The following is a 14,076-nucleotide window of genomic DNA, read 5'->3' on the forward strand; positions in this document are numbered from 1 at the left end:
CAGTTATAAGATGAAAATAAAAAAAATAGCTTCATTCCTTTTTTTAAACTTGACAATTATATTTAATGCACAAGTAATTATAGGAAATACAATAGGGACAGCTTCTATAAAAACCTCAGTCTTATTAGAATTTGCTGCAAACCAAAATAAAGGAATAATTATGCCTTATCTAAGAACATTACCCCTTAATCCTGCAGAAGGTACAATTATACTAGATGCCACAAATGGAGCAAATGCGAGGGTTAAATTTTATAATGGCAATTGGATAGATCTCAGTGGACAAGGTGCTGATATTACAGCTGAATTATCTTCCCAACCAACAACGGCAGAACTTTTAAGTTCAAAGGCAATCATTGGCTCCAATTCTAGTTCTGCTGACGGAATATTAGTCTTAGAATCCACCAATAAATCCCTCCTTCTTCCTATTGTTGAAGATGTGCAGAATATTGTCAGTCCTTCACCGGGTATGATCGTTTATGTAAATAAGAGTGGGGCAAAGCGACTGGCTGTTTTTAATGGCAGCAAATGGTCTTTTTGGAAACCTTAATTAAATCATTATTATAGATCATTAATATAAAAAACAGCTCAAATCTTATTTTTGAATAAGCTTTGAGCTGTTAATATTTTATAAGTATTACTCTCAAATAACACCCAATTCTTTACCCACTTTCTCAAAAGCTGCTATTGCTTTATCCAGATGCTCCCTTTTATGAGCCGCCGAAAGCTGTACTCTGATTCTCGCTTTTCCTTTTGGAACAACAGGATAAAAGAATCCTATAACATAGATACCTTCATCCATCAGTTTTTCTGCCATTTTTTGTGATAAAGGAGCATCATAGAGCATTACCGGTACAATGGCTGCATCACCATCCGGAATATCAAAACCTTTTGATTTCATTTCTGTTCTGAAATATTCTGCATTTTCCATCACTTTATCTCTAAGACTTGTATCATCAGAAATCATATCCAAAACCTTCATTGCCGCTCCAACAATTCCCGGAGCCAGAGAATTTGAAAAAAGATAAGGTCTTGAACGCTGTCTCAGCATATCTATAATTTCTTTCTTTCCGGAAGTAAAACCACCCAAAGCACCCCCCAAAGCTTTTCCTAAAGTAGAGGTAATAATATCTACTCTACCCATTACTTCGTTAGCTTCATGAGTTCCGCGTCCTGTTTTTCCGATAAAACCTGTAGCGTGAGAATCATCTACCATTACCAAAGCATCATATTGATCTGCAAGGTCACAAACTCCTTTCAGGTCAGCAACAATTCCGTCCATAGAAAAGACACCATCTGTCACGATAATCTTAAAACGGTGATTTTTTTCAGAAGCTGCCTTTAGCTGCGCTTCCAAATCTTCCATATTATTATTTTTGTAACGGTATCTCGCTGCTTTGCAAAGACGAACTCCGTCAATAATTGAAGCATGATTTAATTCATCTGAAATAATTGCATCTTCATCGGTAAACAGAGGCTCAAATACACCGCCATTGGCATCAAAACATGCAGCATATAAAATAGTATCTTCCAGACCTAGAAAATTAGAAATTTTCTCCTCAAGCTGTTTATGAATATCCTGAGTTCCACAAATAAAACGTACAGAAGACATCCCGTAACCATGAGAAGCAATCATATCCTGCGAAGCCTTCATCACTTCAGGATGATTGGATAGTCCTAAATAGTTGTTGGCACAAAAGTTCAGCAGTTTTTTTCCATTCGCTTCTATTTCGGCACTTTGCTGAGAAGTGATGATCCTTTCTCTTTTATAAAGACCGTCATTCTCAATATTTTTCAACTCGTTCTGTAGGTTTTCTAGATATTTTCCGGAAATCATATAATAAAATTTTATTGGCGCTAATTTAATAAAAAGCCTTTAAACAAATTGTTTAAATATTATTTTATCAAAATTAAAAACCTTGAGCTTTTAAAAAACAGATGATTATATTTTTCTGAGTGATTTATTTCTTAATGATTTTTTTGGTAAATTCAGAAGTTTTGGTTTTTACTTTCACCATATACATTCCTGATACGAAATCTGAAATGTCGATTGTTTTGCCATTTGATATCCCATTTTCTGTATAATTTCTTATCAATTTACCCTGGCTGTCAAAAAACGCAATAGTTTCAATTTTATCATCGGTCTCAATACTTATTTTTTCTGTAGCAGGATTAGGATAAACCTTAATGATGTCCTTTCTTGAGTTTTCCTGAGTAGAAAGAGCAGATAGATTATTAATACTGATATTATCCACTCTGAAACCTGTACCGTAATCATCATAAATAAAATCAATAATCTGCGAATTTTTATACGTTCCCAATGCCCCGGAATAAATCTGAGTTCCATTGGCAAAATATTGTAAAGTATCATCAGATTTTTTAATGACCATTTTCAGGTTGTGCCATTGATTGGGTGCCAAAACCGGTCCCGCAATAAATCCAGTTGCAGTTCTGTAACTTAATGCTCCTGTTAAATAACTGATTTTGAAGGCTGCAGTGTAATAATAATCTGTCCCATCATTATATACTGCCATTTCATAATCAGATCCATCAATATCTTCAAATCGGTAATCAAAAGAAATTTCAATATCGTTGCTGGTTACCAAAGAAGCGATATTTTTTTCAATTCCGCAGAAATCTAAGATATCTTCGTTACTTGTTACATTCAAAGAGTTTACTCCATTAGTAGCATTATTATTAACTACTTGTGCATTTGCAGGCGGTATTCCTCCCCAGTACGTCCAGCCCTGTTGACTTCCAATATTTCCCAGAGTATATCCTTCTGAGGTTTCAAAGGAAATTTTATTTATTTGAGCATTATATACCGTCGAACTTAAAAGGAATGCTGCGTTTAAAAAAAGTAATTTTTTTTTCATAAAAATTATTTTAGGATTAAAAATTGTGATTAGGTGAATTAGCTAAATATCATACGAATCAATCGCCATAACTAAATATGTATAAAGATAATTAATTTTTATGACACTTTTAAAAAAAAATCATTAAATTAAATTATTTACAATTATTTTTCACAACAAATAAGTCATTAACATTTATTTATTGCGTTAGAACGAATTTTTCACAAGTTGATTATTTCAAATATTTACATTCATTTTTAAAGTAGATTACACAAAACTTTTTGGTCGTTTATATGGCTTAGGATATTAAAAGCAAAAAGACAGAATCAAATTAATGATCCTGTCTTTCTTAGAAAAAATAGAAAAATATTAAAATTTGTTTAGATGGACAGATTATTTTACCATCAGTTTTTTGGTCTCAATCTGCCCGCCGTAAGTAATTTTTACGATATAATTTCCTGCTGACAGATGAGATAAATTCATATCCTGTTTATAAAAACCTGCCTGATTCGTAAGTTCAGTGTGATATACTCTTTTGCCAGAAAGGTCGAAAACCTCAACATTACCTCTATTTTCAGATTTTTCTTTTACATCAAACAAAACAGTTACTTTTTTATCTGCTGTGGTAGGATTTGGATAAATTCCAAACTCTGCTTTTTTACCAACTTCTTTTACTTCTAAAGTTGAGGTAATATTTTTATATTTAAAATACATATTCCCTGTAGAAGTTCCTTCATTGGTAATAAAATACATTCTGTAATAATCTGATCCCTGTTTTACATAATATACAACATCCGATAAAGGAGCTCCGGTTGCTGGTTTCCATGAATGACCAATTGCAGTAATGGTACTGGAAAAGGAAGATGAGGCCGGTAAGTTGACCGCAGAAGTTGACTGTATTTCTGGCTGCACTCTTGCAACGGTAACATTCGGATTCTGAATTACACCTGCCATTTTATACATCATAGAACCACCCGGATAAACATAATTGGTGTAATACCTGGTAAACATCAGATCCCAATTAGCTTTAGGCGGCTCCATATTATTCACTTTATCACCTGTGGTGAAAGAGAAATAGTTAAAAAAAGAATCATCTGATCCATTCGTAATCATCTTGGTCTGAGTAGGATTCCATGAAGTTCCGTTCCACTGAGCATATTTGAAGCTGTAACCTGCAGAAAATTCATTAATAAAGAATTTATAATAATTTTCATCTCCATAATCAAGAACAAAAACCACCTGCCCTTCTACTTTATGAGTTGCCATATTATAATTACCCCATCCGAAATTGAAAGGACCTGCCGGAAGTAAAGTTGCAGAATCAAACACTCCATCCTGAATTCTTGTGGTCTGATCCGGGTTGTAAATTGGATTTCCCCAAGTAGATTTTTGTGACGGAAGCACCGTATCAAAATCTGAAGGAGCAGCTGAAGTCTGGTAAACAGTAATATTTTTAGCATCATTTACCTTAATACCTTTATCCATTGCATTGTTTCTGTAAAAAGCAATATCCCAGATATCTGCTGCCTGTGAAACGCTTGTATTGGAAGAAAAATCAAAAAAAACTCTGTTTTGATAAGAACTTCCCATCGACATATTAACGGTAGTATATCCATTTGAATCTACTTGAGCGAAATTCATCTGCTGAATTCCTAAACTGATCACCGAGGCTAAAAGTAACTTTGCTTTCATAATTTTTATGGTTTAAAATTTATTATTTAGAATTATTCCACAAAAGTAATAATTAATTTTTATTCATTCTAAATAAAATTATATATTTGCTGAAAATTATTTGAGTAATGAGCAAGAAGGTTTTATCTGTCGGTCTGTTGTCTGCTGTAATTTGGGCAAATGCACAGAATCAAGATTCTTTACAATTATCAAAAATTGACGAAGTGGTCATTACCGGACAGTACAAACAACAGTCGATCAACAAATCAATCTATAAAGTTGAGGTAATTGATGCACAGCAGATTAAAAACATGGGAGCAACTACTGCTTCAGAAGTTTTGAATCAGAACCTCAACATATTAATTGAGCCTAATAGCGGAAACGGTGATTCTAATGCAAGAATTATGGGATTGGGAGGTGCTTATACCAAAGTTTTGATCGACAATATTCCTGTTGTAAGCGATCAGGGAATGGGAAATCAGGTAGATTTAAGCAAGATCAATGTCAATAATATTGAAAGAATAGAAATTGTAAAAGGTGCAATGGGGGTTGAGTACGGAAATAATGCGGTTGCAGGTGTTATTAACATCATTACCAAAAAAAAATATGCTAAAAAACTGACTGCCTTGTTATCATTACAGGAAGAAACAGTAGGGAAAGATTACGACTGGTACAAAAAAGGAAACGGGCGTCATGCGCAGAATTTGAATCTTGGATATAAAATTTCAGAAAACTGGATGATAACTGCTGATTTTAACCGGAATGATTTTCAGGGATATAAAGGCAATCTTGAAGGTTACAGATATTTCAATGAAAATAATGATAAAAAAAGAGGTTACAACTGGCTTCCGAAAGATCAGATGACTGCAAATGCTGCTTTACGATATGCAAAAAATAATACTTCCTTATTTTTAAAGTCAAATTTTCTGACCGAAACTGTTAATTTTTATAATCCGGTTATAGAAGATTTTCCTTTAGGAAATGGTAACCGGACTTACATAGGAAACGACAGAAACTATTTTACCACCCGCTGGATTCATCAGTTTAATATCCAGACAAAAATAGGATCAAGAATCAACTATCTCGGAGATTTTTCTTACCAGACACAGACTAGAAAATCCCAGGACGTTGTTTATGATATTCCTAACAGAAAAATTCTTTCGGAAAATGAGAAAAAATCTTTTTACGAATCTAAAGTTTTATATTCAAGAGGGATGTTCAGCAATTTCCTGGATAGTGAGAAAATCAATTTCCAGCTAGGGTACGAATTAGATCATACCACTGGTTTTGCCGGGTCTGAAACATTTGAATTTAATAATAACGGAACCAACATCAGCAGATCTATCTTCAATTATGCCAACTTTCTGTCTGCTGAATGGAAAATTAACAACCAACTATCATTTCGACCCGGTGTAAGACTTGCGTTGAGCGACAGGTTTGATTCTCAGTATAATTATTCTTTCACGGCAAGATTCAATCCTACGGAAAAATCAGATTTCAGAGCCGTTTTCGGGTCATCCAACAGGTTTCCTACCTATGAGGAGCTTTACACTTTTGTTGTCGACAACAATCATGACATCAGAGGAAACGAAAATCTTAATCCAGAAACAGGATATTCTTTAGGATTATTTTATGATTTTACCACCTCACAGAGCAAATTATGGAAAATGAATATTAGTTTTTCTGCAATGTACCTTGATGTGAAAGACAGAATAGAAAGCTTCATTGTAAGCAACAGTCCGCTTAAATATACCTTCTTGAATGTAGACAACTACAAATCTTTGCTTTTTGGAGGTGGCTTTAGCCTGAAAAAAGAAAATATTTCATTCAATGGCGGTGTTTCGGTACTGGGAGTTTCACAAAATCTAAACACGGGAAATATGACTTCCCCGGAAGATTATAATTTCAATGCAGAAGCCAATTTTGCAGCCAACTACACTCTTCCAAAACTGAAAACTCTTTTTGCATTATATTATAAATACACCGGGATGCAAAAGAGATTTACTCAAAAGGCATCGCAGAATCCTGGCGAAAGCCCGCAATATATCTTGGGAGAGATCGGCGCATTCAATACGATGAATTTTACTGTAAGTCAGCCATTTTTCAACAATCATCTTGAAGTTAGTTTTGGGGTAAAAAACATTTTTGATGTTTCAGATGTAAGAAATACTGTGCTTTCAGGTGGAGCTCATAACTCAGCAACAGGTTCTCAGAATTTATTCTACGGAAGAAGCTATTTCGCCAGACTCAATTATCAGTTTTAATATTTGAATAAAAATATCAGCACATGAAAAAAATACTTATTGCTTTCATTTTCAGCAGCGCATTTATCACACAGTCATGCATTAATGACAATGAAAATCCGGTAGCAGTAGCACCTATTCAGGGATCTATTGTAAACCCAAGTGTCGGTGGAGCTACACAGCCTAATCAGGTTTGGTTTGACTTAAGCAAAGGAAAGGAAATCATCACAAAACGCACCGATTGGGATCTTGCATTGTATACAGGAAATGAATTTAAGGTCATTTTAAATTCTTCTATCATGATGGCTGCAGCAAAAATTCCTAGTTCAACCAATATTGATCTTGTTACTCAATCTGATGTTGCCGGATTGATGAATCTCGTTCAGGTAGGAACTTTCAATCCTGATAATGAAGCATATATTGATGATGTAAAAGGTAATTTTCCTGCAGGATATACTGCAATAGAATCAGTGAAAGAAAACGATGCTCAGAATGCTGTTTATCTTGTCAATATGGGGAGGGAAATTTACAGCGGAAGCGTTGCTTTAGGCTCTGTTGCAACAGGCGGAGATCCAAGAGGCTGGATGAAAATTCAGGTGATCAGAAATTCATCAGGGTATAAAATAAAATATGCACAACTGAATGAGACTTCTCACAAAGAATTGATAGTAGAAAAAAATCCTGCCTACAACTATAATTTTGTAAATCTTACCCTGGCAAAAGAAGTTTTTATTCAGCCTGAAAAAAAAGAATGGGATCTTTGTTTTACCGTCTTTACCAATACTATTACCGGAGCAGGAAGTTATGTTTTCGCAGATTTTGTCCTCAACAACAATATTAGCGGAGTCGGAGCTTATGAAGTAAAAGTTCCTGCGCAGAACTCGGGTACTGAAGCCTATAATAATTTTAAATCTGAAAATATTGATCCTTCAAAACTGATATATAATGACCACCGTATTATTGGCGGAAACTGGAGAAATCCTGTCGGAGCCAATGGATTGGAAGTCTACGGTGATCGTTTTTACATCATTAAAGATGCAGACGGATACTATTTTAAACTAAAATTTACCCGTCTTACCAATACTTCCGGAGAACGCGGTTTTCCTCAATTTGAATACAAACCTTTATAAGAATAATATAAAATGAAAAAACTCATTCTTGCAGTGTCTTTTCTTGCAATGATATATTCATGCAAAAAAGAAGTCCAGAAACCTACAGAAAACGAAACTGCCGTTTCATCCGAAACACCGGCATCCAATCAAAAAATAGTTTCTCTAAGTGGCGGGATCACAGAAATTGTGACTGCACTTGGTCACGAGGACGAAATTGTAGGTACAGATGTCACTAGTACATACCCGGAAACGCTTAAATCGACTGCAAAAGATCTGGGTCATGTAAGATCAATGACGATTGAGCCGATTATGTCAGTAAATCCTACTTTGATTTTAGCTTCAGATAAAGACATCAATCCTGAGCTTTTAGGAAAAATAAAATCTTCTGGAATCAAAACAGAGCTTTTTAAACAGGAATATTCCGTAAACGGAACCAAAAAACTGATTGAGCAGGTCGCCAAAGCTTTAGGAAATCCTGATTATCAAAAACTTAATGATAAAATTGATGCAGACTTACAGCAGATTCAGCCGATCGTCAAAAAACCTAAAGTATTATTCATCTATGCAAGAGGAAATATGATGATGGTTTCCGGGAAAAATACCCCAATGGCTTCTTTGATTGAAATTGCAGGCGGAGAAAATGCAGTGAACGATTTTGAAGACTTTAAACCTCTGACTCCCGAAGCTGTAGTAAAAGCAAATCCTGATGTTTTGTTCTTCTTTTCTTCCGGTCTTGAAGGTGCAGGCGGAAACCAAGGTGTGCTGAAAATGCCGGGAGTTTCGCAGACCAATGCAGGTAAAAACAAAAAAATTATTGCCATGGATGGAGGTCTAGTTTCCTCATTCGGACCAAGATTAGGAGAAGCAGCAGTTGCATTAAATAAACTTTTAGTTGAAAACACAAAATAAATTATACTTTCACCTTTTTATAAGTACCCTTTTGCTGGTTTTACTGGCAATGGGGTCACTTCATGTCGGAGTTTATGACTTTGGCGGAAATTCACCATTCATCATTCTGAAAGATATAATTCTTGGGAATTCCGAAGTTTCTCTCACCGACCATTATGTGATTTGGGAAGTGAGAAGCGCAAGAATTATAATGGCAATTTTGGTGGGAAGTCTGCTTGCAGTTTCGGGAACGAGCCTTCAGGGAATGTTCAAAAACCCTTTGGCAACAGGTGATCTTATCGGGTTAACTTCCGGTGCAACTTTATTGGCTGCAATTGCAATTGTTCTGGGAGGACATTTTAAAGAATACCTTCCGGAAGCTGTTCAGTTTTCATTGGTTGGAATTTCTGCTTTTATCGGAGCTTTATTGGCCATGATTTTTGTCTACAGAATTTCCACAAGCAGCGGAAAAACAAATGTCGTGATGATGCTGTTGAGTGGTGTGGCAATAACAGCCATCGGATTTTCCATCACCGGATTTTTAATTTATATTTCTAAAGATGAGCAGCTCAGAGATCTCACATTCTGGAATATGGGAAGTCTTGCGGCGGCAACATGGACGAAAAATTTGATTCTAACGATTGTTTTAATCATCTCCTACTCCATTTTACTGCCAAAAGGAAAAGCATTGAATGCCATGATGCTGGGTGAAAAAGATGCAGAACATTTGGGAATCAATGTAGAAAAGCTAAAAAAACAAATCGTTATTACTACTGCTCTTATGATAGGAACCTGTGTTGCGTTTTCAGGAACTATTGGATTTGTGGGATTAATCGTTCCTTATATTTTAAGGCTTTTATTCAAGTCCAATTATGTCTTTATTCTTCCGCTGTCTGCTATGATGGGTAGCATATTGCTTTTATCTGCAGATACCATCAGCAGAAGCATTGTGGCTCCTTCAGAATTACCCATCGGAATTTTAACAGCTTTAATGGGAGGTCCGGTTTTCATTGCTATTTTAATTAAATTTAAAAAAACACTGTAATGATCAAAGCACATCATATTAATTATAAGTTTAAAGATTTTCATATTCTTGATGCGGTAAATGTTTCGGTGGAATATGGCGAATTTTTAGCAATAGTAGGTCCGAATGGTGCAGGAAAATCAAGCCTACTGAGTATTCTGGCCAATGAAGTAAAAACTGAAAAAGAGAAAATTTCGTTCAAGAACAAACCGATCTCTGACTGGAATGTGAAAGAACTTTCCAAACATAAATCTAAATTTTCCCAGCACAATGCTGTAGAAATTCCTTTACAGGTAAAAGATGTGGTAATGATGGGAAGATACCCTTATTTTGATGCACAGCCGAATGAGGAAGATTTTGAAGCCATAAAAATATATATGGAGGAAACAGAAATTTTTCATCTGCAGGATAGAGATTACAACTCTCTTTCAGGAGGTGAAAAGCAAAGAGTGCACATTTCGAGAGTTATGGCACAACTGAAAAATGAGATTAAGCACAAACTGGTTTTTTTGGATGAACCGCTTAATAATCTGGACGTAAAATATCAGTACAAAGCTCTGGAGATCATCAAAAAATTCACACAAAAAGCCAATTCAGCCATTGTTGTTCTTCACGATCTGAATCTTGCCGCTCAGTTTGCAGACAAGATTTTACTGATGAAATCCGGAAGAGTGGCAGAATACGGAACTCCTGAAGAGGTTTTCACCTCGGAAAATATTTCCTATGCTTATAACTTTCCCTGCACTATTTGTGCACATCCAGTTAATGCAAACCCAATGATAATTTTTGGATAATGGAACAAAATGAATTAAAAATATTAGCTCAAAACCTTGCTAATCCGCAAGGAGAAAAAGGGATTGAGATTGGCGAAATGATGAATGCAACCAATATAGGAATGACATTGGAAAGCATCAAAACCCTGTTGATAGAAGACAATGAAAATATTTTAGAAATTGGTCATGGAAATGCAGGTCATCTTCAAGACATTCTAAACAGAGCTAAAAACTTAAGATATACCGGAATCGACATTTCGGAAACAATGAATAAAGAGGCCCGAAAAATAAATGCTGATTTGAAAGATCAGTCCGAATTTATCCTATACGATGGAAAAAACCTGCCATTTGGAGACTCAGTTTTTGATAAAATATTTACTGTGAATACGGTTTATTTCTGGGATAATCCTGTTGATTACCTTAAACAAATCTACAGAGTTCTGAAAAAAAACGGAACTTTTGTTCTCACTTTTGGGCAGAAAGATTTCATGGATAAATTGCCTTTTACAGCTTATCATTTTACACTTTATAATAACGAAGATTTAGCCGATATAATTTCTCAAAGTCCTTTTAAAAGAATGAAAATATCTGAAAAAGAAGAAGAAATAAACAGTAAAACCGGAGACGGATTAATCAAAAGAATTTACACAGTTTTAACCATAAAAAAATAAAATGAATACACTAATCAACGACCTTAAAGAAAGATGGGAGGCTCTGCAGACAGAAAATCCACACATGAGAATACGAAATGCAGCCAGCCAGCTTGGAGTAAGCGAAGCAGAGTTGTTGTCAACCAACATCAATAACGGAGTTACCGTTTTAAAACCTGAATTTCCCAACATTCTGTCCGAAGTTGAAAAACTGGGAAAAGTAATGGCTCTTACCAGAAATGATGAATGTGTACATGAACGAAAAGGAGTTTATCAAAACGGAGACTTCAGCAGTCCGCATGCACAGCTTTTCGTAGGTGAAGATATTGACCTGAGAATTTTCCTTAATCATTGGAAATTTGCCTTTGCAGTTGTGGAAGAAGACAAAAAAAGCCTTCAGTTTTTCGGAAAAGACGGTTTGGCTTTACATAAAATTTATCTTACAAAAGACAGCAATCCTGAAGCATTTGATGTTTTAGTTGAAAAATTTGCTGCTCAAGATCAGAATGCAGCACTTAATTTTGAAAATATTGCACCCAAAGCAGACGAAAAACCGGATGAAGATATTGATGTGCAAGGATTTAAAAAAGCATGGACTGATCTAAAGGATACTCATGATTTCTTTATGATGACCCGAAAGTTCGGAGTAAGCAGAACACAGGCTTTGCGTTTGGCTCCGGAAGGTTTCACCAAAAAAATAGATCCTTCTAAAGTAGTCAATATCCTCGAAGATGCTTCTGAAAAACAGACTCCGATCATGATTTTTGTCGGGAACAGAGGGATTATTCAGATCCATACAGGAAATGTGAAGAAAACATTGTGGCATCAGCAATGGTTTAATGTGATGGATCCCGACTTCAACCTTCACCTCGACGTTACAAAAATTGCAGAAGCGTGGATTGTAAAAAAGCCTACCGAAGACGGCGAAGTTACTGCCATTGAAGTCTTCAACAAAGACGGCGAATTTATCGTACAGTTTTTTGGAAAAAGAAAACCCGGAATTCCCGAGCTTCAGGAATGGAAAGATCTCGTGGCAGGATTAGAAAAATAAGATTAAATATTGTACAGAGACCGTTTTGTTAATGATTCAAAGCGGTCTTTTTCTTTATTATTTTGCAACCTCTTTTTCCTCAGAGCTGAGACATAAAAACAGTATGCTTTTGATAAATTTACCGTTGCATAACCTCAGAATCTGTAGTAAGAACAATTTAAAGCATTAAATGAACAGCAATAAATATCACAGTAAAATAAATTTTAAATAATATCTTCAAATTGAAAAAAAACTTCACGAACTTTACAAACATTAAACAATTAAAATATTCAATGAAAAATATTCTTGTTGCTGCCTTTGTTTTAGGATTTTCTTTTTTTAAATCACAAAATTTCAAGCCGTATCAGTTTTACGACAAAAAAGGAAAAACCGTAAAGACAGAAAAAATGATCAAAGATCTGGCAGGTTATGACGTTGTTTTCTTTGGCGAATTTCACAACAATTCTATCATTCACTGGCTTCAGCTTAAACTAACTGCAGCGTTGTATGATAAAAAAAACAAGGAAATTACCTTAGGCGCAGAAATGTTTGAAAGAGACAATCAGCCGCAGCTGAATCAGTATTTAGCGGGGAAAATTGATGCCAAAAGCCTGAAAGATTCTGTTCGTTTGTGGAACAACTATGCTACCGATTATCAACCATTACTGGATTTTGCGAAAGATAAAAACCTAAATTTCGTTGCTACCAATGTGCCTAGAAAATATGCTTCACAAACAACAAAAGAAGGCATCGAATCTCTCAGCAAAATCTCAGAGAAAGAAAAATCTTATATTGCAGAATTGCCAATAGAAATCACACTGGACACTCCCGGTTATACTGAAATGAAAAAAATGATGGGCGATCATGCGGAAGGAACCAAAGTAATGAATTTTATTTCTGCACAGGCAGTAAAAGATGCTACAATGGCAGAATCTATTTTGAGAAATTTACAGCCAGGAAAAACATTTATCCACTTCAACGGAAATTTTCACACTAAAGAATTTGGTGGCATTTACTGGTATCTGAAAAAGAAAAATCCCAGCTTAAAAATGGCGGTCATTTCGGTTTTTGAAACTGAAAATCCTGAGCTGAAAATCCCGGAAAAAGATTATTATCCTACAGATTATAATCTGATTATTCCGAGTGATATGACCAAAACATATTAAAAAAAATGAAAAAAATTTCTCTATTTTTAGTTCTGTTCATCGGAATTATCAATGCACAAAAATTTTCAGATTCTGAAATTGCGCTTATCAATCAGGGTAATATTAATTCAGCTTTGCCAATATATCAGACAACGGATAAACAGCAGCACAATACTTTACTGGCTGTTTCGCAAAATATTGATCCGCTTGATAAAAATACTGCAACTTTAGTTAAAAGAATGAAAGAATCTCTGCTGTCTACAAATGGTGGTGTAGGAATTGCGGCTCCGCAAGTCGGAATCAACAGAAAAATTATCTGGGTACAGCGTTTTGATAAATCAAACGAGCCACTCGAATATTTTATCAACCCGGTCATTACCTGGAAATCCGAACTTCAGAATCTTGGTCCGGAAGGAGATTTGTCTATTCCTGAATTCAGAGATCAATTTTACAGAAGCAAAGCCATTCAGCTGGAATATGTAGATCTGAAAGGTCAAAAATTTACCGAAATTATAGAAGGTTTCACGGCAGTCATTTTCCAGCATGAAATTGATCATCTCTTCGGAATTTTGATTTCAGATAAAAAGAAGAATGAAATGGGTGATGAATATTATAAAGTAGATGCCTTTAAGAAAAGTGATACGGTAGAAAGATAAAAATTATCAAAAAAGAAATTATAACATATTTC

Annotated in this window: 13 protein-coding genes; 10 read left to right on the forward strand and 3 right to left on the reverse strand. The window is 35.1% G+C overall.

The annotated features are described in order from the left end of the window. Positions 1-10 precede the first annotated feature (10 nt). A complete protein-coding gene (locus tag FOL89_RS07785; RefSeq protein ID WP_144282261.1) occupies positions 11-547 on the forward strand; it encodes a hypothetical protein in 537 nt (178 codons plus the stop codon). Positions 548-640: 93 nt separating this feature from the next. Here FOL89_RS07785 and kbl read toward each other — a convergent pair whose 3' ends face one another. The 3 genes from kbl to FOL89_RS07800 all read right to left on the reverse strand — a co-directional run bounded on the left by kbl (position 641) and on the right by FOL89_RS07800 (position 4,544). Further along, on the reverse strand, positions 641-1,834 hold the full coding sequence (kbl, locus tag FOL89_RS07790; protein ID WP_144282262.1) for a glycine C-acetyltransferase: 1,194 nt from the start codon (positions 1,832-1,834) through the stop codon (positions 641-643). A gap of 124 nt (positions 1,835-1,958) precedes the next feature. Beyond that, positions 1,959-2,873 carry a T9SS type A sorting domain-containing protein gene (locus FOL89_RS07795; RefSeq protein WP_144282263.1) on the reverse strand — a complete coding sequence of 305 codons (915 nt, stop codon included), beginning with the start codon at positions 2,871-2,873 and terminating at the stop codon, positions 1,959-1,961. A gap of 372 nt (positions 2,874-3,245) precedes the next feature. Continuing rightward, entirely contained in the window at positions 3,246-4,544 is a 1,299-nt protein-coding gene (locus FOL89_RS07800; protein ID WP_144282264.1) for a T9SS type A sorting domain-containing protein, read from the reverse strand. A gap of 107 nt (positions 4,545-4,651) precedes the next feature. Between FOL89_RS07800 and FOL89_RS07805 the strand changes: the two genes are divergently transcribed. From FOL89_RS07805 to def, 9 genes are all read left to right on the forward strand, one after another. Further along, positions 4,652-6,787: a TonB-dependent receptor plug domain-containing protein gene (locus FOL89_RS07805; RefSeq protein ID WP_144282265.1), complete on the forward strand. Its 2,136-nt coding sequence runs from the start codon at positions 4,652-4,654 to the stop codon at positions 6,785-6,787. Positions 6,788-6,810: 23 nt separating this feature from the next. Next, positions 6,811-7,896 carry an HmuY family protein gene (locus tag FOL89_RS07810; protein WP_144282266.1) on the forward strand — a complete coding sequence of 362 codons (1,086 nt, stop codon included), beginning with the start codon at positions 6,811-6,813 and terminating at the stop codon, positions 7,894-7,896. Between the two features lie 12 nt (positions 7,897-7,908). Further along, positions 7,909-8,787 carry a heme/hemin ABC transporter substrate-binding protein gene (locus tag FOL89_RS07815; protein ID WP_144282267.1) on the forward strand — a complete coding sequence of 293 codons (879 nt, stop codon included), beginning with the start codon at positions 7,909-7,911 and terminating at the stop codon, positions 8,785-8,787. Then, positions 8,771-9,811, forward strand: coding sequence for a FecCD family ABC transporter permease (locus FOL89_RS07820; RefSeq protein WP_144282268.1), 1,041 nt, complete (start codon positions 8,771-8,773; stop codon positions 9,809-9,811). Before FOL89_RS07815 ends, FOL89_RS07820 begins: the two co-directional genes overlap by 17 nt. Then, positions 9,811-10,584 carry a heme ABC transporter ATP-binding protein gene (locus FOL89_RS07825; protein ID WP_144282269.1) on the forward strand — a complete coding sequence of 258 codons (774 nt, stop codon included), beginning with the start codon at positions 9,811-9,813 and terminating at the stop codon, positions 10,582-10,584. Before FOL89_RS07820 ends, FOL89_RS07825 begins: the two co-directional genes overlap by 1 nt. Continuing rightward, positions 10,584-11,234, forward strand: coding sequence for a class I SAM-dependent methyltransferase (locus tag FOL89_RS07830; protein ID WP_144282270.1), 651 nt, complete (start codon positions 10,584-10,586; stop codon positions 11,232-11,234). Before FOL89_RS07825 ends, FOL89_RS07830 begins: the two co-directional genes overlap by 1 nt. A gap of 1 nt (position 11,235) precedes the next feature. Next, positions 11,236-12,264, forward strand: a complete 1,029-nt coding sequence (locus tag FOL89_RS07835; protein WP_144282271.1) for a hemin-degrading factor — start codon at positions 11,236-11,238, stop codon at positions 12,262-12,264. Between the two features lie 272 nt (positions 12,265-12,536). Then, entirely contained in the window at positions 12,537-13,409 is an 873-nt protein-coding gene (locus tag FOL89_RS07840) for a ChaN family lipoprotein (protein WP_144282272.1), read from the forward strand. Between the two features lie 5 nt (positions 13,410-13,414). After that, on the forward strand, positions 13,415-14,044 hold the full coding sequence (gene def / locus FOL89_RS07845) for a peptide deformylase (RefSeq protein WP_144282273.1): 630 nt from the start codon (positions 13,415-13,417) through the stop codon (positions 14,042-14,044). Positions 14,045-14,076: the final 32 nt, after the last annotated feature.

The organism is Chryseobacterium echinoideorum (genome assembly GCF_007474535.1).
GTDB classification, from domain to species: domain Bacteria; phylum Bacteroidota; class Bacteroidia; order Flavobacteriales; family Weeksellaceae; genus Chryseobacterium; species Chryseobacterium echinoideorum.

Coding starts and splice junctions, on each gene's coding strand:
- FOL89_RS07840 (WP_144282272.1), top strand. CDS start 12,537: ATGAAAAATATTCTTGTTGCTGCCTTTGTTTTAGGATTTTCTTTTTTT.
- FOL89_RS07805 (WP_144282265.1), top strand. CDS start 4,652: ATGAGCAAGAAGGTTTTATCTGTCGGTCTGTTGTCTGCTGTAATTTGG.
- FOL89_RS07795 (WP_144282263.1), bottom strand. CDS start 2,873: ATGAAAAAAAAATTACTTTTTTTAAACGCAGCATTCCTTTTAAGTTCG.
- def (WP_144282273.1), top strand. CDS start 13,415: ATGAAAAAAATTTCTCTATTTTTAGTTCTGTTCATCGGAATTATCAAT.
- FOL89_RS07785 (WP_144282261.1), top strand. CDS start 11: ATGAAAATAAAAAAAATAGCTTCATTCCTTTTTTTAAACTTGACAATT.
- FOL89_RS07830 (WP_144282270.1), top strand. CDS start 10,584: ATGGAACAAAATGAATTAAAAATATTAGCTCAAAACCTTGCTAATCCG.
- kbl (WP_144282262.1), bottom strand. CDS start 1,834: ATGATTTCCGGAAAATATCTAGAAAACCTACAGAACGAGTTGAAAAAT.
- FOL89_RS07800 (WP_144282264.1), bottom strand. CDS start 4,544: ATGAAAGCAAAGTTACTTTTAGCCTCGGTGATCAGTTTAGGAATTCAG.
- FOL89_RS07810 (WP_144282266.1), top strand. CDS start 6,811: ATGAAAAAAATACTTATTGCTTTCATTTTCAGCAGCGCATTTATCACA.
- FOL89_RS07835 (WP_144282271.1), top strand. CDS start 11,236: ATGAATACACTAATCAACGACCTTAAAGAAAGATGGGAGGCTCTGCAG.
- FOL89_RS07815 (WP_144282267.1), top strand. CDS start 7,909: ATGAAAAAACTCATTCTTGCAGTGTCTTTTCTTGCAATGATATATTCA.
- FOL89_RS07825 (WP_144282269.1), top strand. CDS start 9,811: ATGATCAAAGCACATCATATTAATTATAAGTTTAAAGATTTTCATATT.